The 2,488-nt window shown below is 71.7% G+C and carries 2 protein-coding genes and 1 pseudogene; all 3 read left to right on the forward strand.

What is annotated here, in order from left to right; genetic code table 11:
• A pseudogene (locus tag RDU12_RS02875) lies at positions 1–203 on the forward strand (hypothetical protein); the annotation flags it as partial.
• 59 nt (positions 204–262) lie between these two features.
• Positions 263–502, forward strand: a complete 240-nt coding sequence (locus RDU12_RS02880) for a zinc-finger domain-containing protein (RefSeq protein WP_300290300.1) — start codon at positions 263–265, stop codon at positions 500–502.
• Positions 503–554: 52 nt separating this feature from the next.
• Positions 555–2,426: a cobaltochelatase subunit CobT gene (gene cobT, locus RDU12_RS02885; protein ID WP_308684066.1), complete on the forward strand. Its 1,872-nt coding sequence runs from the start codon at positions 555–557 to the stop codon at positions 2,424–2,426.
• Positions 2,427–2,488: the final 62 nt, after the last annotated feature.

Raw genomic sequence — 2,488 nt, forward strand, 5'->3', positions numbered from 1 at the left:
CCTGGGGCGTCGGGTGCCACCCGCGCCATCGCCAGGCCCAGGAAGGGTTCGCTGCCGGGCGCTTTGGCGAGCTGGTCAAGCGAACGGCGATCGTCGGCGAGATCGGCCTGTGGGTGGCCGCCGGCTCCCTGGGCTGGACCATCTTCAAGCGGCGGAAAGCCCTGATCGACCGGATGTTCGGCCGCAAGCCGCGCGAGGTTTGACGACGGCGCCCGGCCCGCCTAGGGAGTCGCCGACGCCCTCCCCAGCCCCAAGGTCGATCATGCCGCCCCGCCATCCCGATGCGATCATCCCGCCGCCGGAACAGATCGTGGTCTCGACCAAGCGCGTGGCCTGCGACGGCGGCGGCGGCGCCCTTGGCCATCCGCTGGTCTATATGGACATGGGCGAGGACGATTTCGTCGAATGCGGCTATTGCGACCGGCGTTTCGTGCTGTCGGCGCACCCGCAGCCCGAGAGCGAATATTTCAGCCCCGCCGCGCGGCCGCCCGAAGCGCACTAGGTCGATGCTCGCGCCGCTTTCCAGCGGGCGACGGACAGGCTAACCGGACGCCATGGCCTCCGCGGAAACCCCCGCCGAAATCTTCAAGCGCGCGCTGGCGCATGCCGCGCGGGCTCTGGCCGAGCAGTCGGAGCTGGAGGTGGTGTTCGGCTCCGACGGGCCGAAACTGACCGACGGCGTTCTGACCCTGCCCCACCCGCCGCGCGATCCGGCCGGACCCGAGAGCGCGACCCTGCGCGGACAGGCCGACCGGCTGGCGCTGCGTCTGGCCAATCACGACGAGGCGCTGCACGCCCGGCTGCGGCCCGCCGACAGCCAGGCCGCCGAGGTGTTCGAGGCGGTCGAACAGGCGCGGATCGAGGCGGTCGGCTCGCGGTCCCTGGCCGGGGTGCGGGCCAATATGAACGCGGCGCTGCTGACGCGGCTGGAACGGAGCGGGGCGCTGAGGGCCGCCGCCGCCGACCGGGTCCCGCTGAACGAGGCGGTGGCGCTGCTGGTGCGCGAGCGGCTGACCGGACAGCGGGCGCCGGACGGGGCCGCGGCGCTGCTGGATCTGGTGCGGGCCGATCTGGAGAAGAAGGCGGGCGCGAAGATCGACGCCCTGGCCGAGGCGGCGGACGACCAGGACGCCTTCGCGACGCGGCTAAAGGAGGTGCTGCGGGCGCTGGACCTCGATCCCGGCGACGGGCGCGGCGATGATGTTTCGGACGAAAGGGGCGAGGACGAGCCCGATCCGCAGAAACCGGATTCGCCCGACGACCAGGACGAGGAGGACGACGCCGGCGGCGGCGAGGGCCAGTCGATGGACGGCACGTCCGACGACCAGACCTCGGGCGACGAGCGCGACAGCCGCCCCGACGGCGCCCCCGCTGATCCCGACGGCGACGCCTCGGACGAGGGGCCGGAGCTCAACGAGGGCGCCCTGCCCAACCGGCAGGAGGTCGGCGACGACGGCCGCCCGATCGACGCCTATCGCGTCTTTACCACCGCCTATGACGAGACCATCGACGCGGCCGAGCTGTGCGATCCGAACGAGCTGGAGCGGCTGAGGACGCTGCTGGATCAGCAGCTGACGGCGCTGTCGTCGGTGGTGGCGCGGCTGGCCAACAAGCTGCAACGGCGGCTGATGGCGCAGCAGAACCGCAGCTGGGCCTTCGATCTGGAAGAGGGCGTGCTGGACACCGCCCGTCTGACCCGGATCATCACCGATCCGACCAGTCCGCTGAGCTTCAAGGCCGAGAGCGAGAGCCCGTTCCGGGACACGGTGGTGACCCTGCTGCTGGACAACTCCGGCTCGATGCGGGGGCGGCCGATCATGGTGGCGGCGGTCTGCGCCGACATCCTGGCGCGGACGCTGGAGCGGTGCGGCGTCAAGGTCGAGATTCTCGGCTTCACCACCCGGGCGTGGAAGGGCGGGCAGGCGCGCGAGGCGTGGATCAGCGCCGGCAAGCCGGCCCATCCGGGGCGGCTGAACGACCTGAGGCACATCATCTACAAATCGGCCGACGCGCCGTGGCGGCGGGCCAAGAAGAACCTCGGCCTGATGATGCGCGAGGGGCTGCTGAAGGAGAATATCGACGGCGAGGCCCTGACCTGGGCGCACGAGCGGCTGCTGGGCCGGCCCGAGGCGCGGCAGATCCTGATGGTCATCTCGGACGGCTCGCCGGTCGACGACTCGACCCAGTCGGCCAACGCCGCCCTGTATCTGGACAAGCACCTGCGGCAGGTGATCGAGGAGATCGAGACCCGCTCGCCGGTCGAGCTGATCGCCATCGGCATCGGCCATGACGTGACCCGCTGGTACCGCCGGGCGGTGACCATCGTCGACGTCGAACAGCTGGGCGGGGTGATGATCGAGAAGCTGGCCGAGCTGTTCGAGAGCGAGCCCAAGGCGGCGCCGAAACGGCGGCGGAGGGCGGCGTGAGGCTCCGGGCGGCGGCGGCGTTCGCCGCGGCCCTGGCGCTGTCCGCCGTGGCGCAGGCGGAC

It is taken from the genome of Brevundimonas sp., from assembly GCF_031082345.1.
In the GTDB taxonomy this organism is placed as follows: Bacteria; Pseudomonadota; Alphaproteobacteria; order Caulobacterales; family Caulobacteraceae; genus Brevundimonas.

What these genes read in the sequence shown, in the direction of transcription:
- cobT (WP_308684066.1), top strand. Translation starts at nt 555, where the DNA reads ATGGCCTCCGCGGAAACCCCCGCCGAAATCTTCAAGCGCGCGCTGGCG.
- RDU12_RS02880 (WP_300290300.1), top strand. Translation starts at nt 263, where the DNA reads ATGCCGCCCCGCCATCCCGATGCGATCATCCCGCCGCCGGAACAGATC.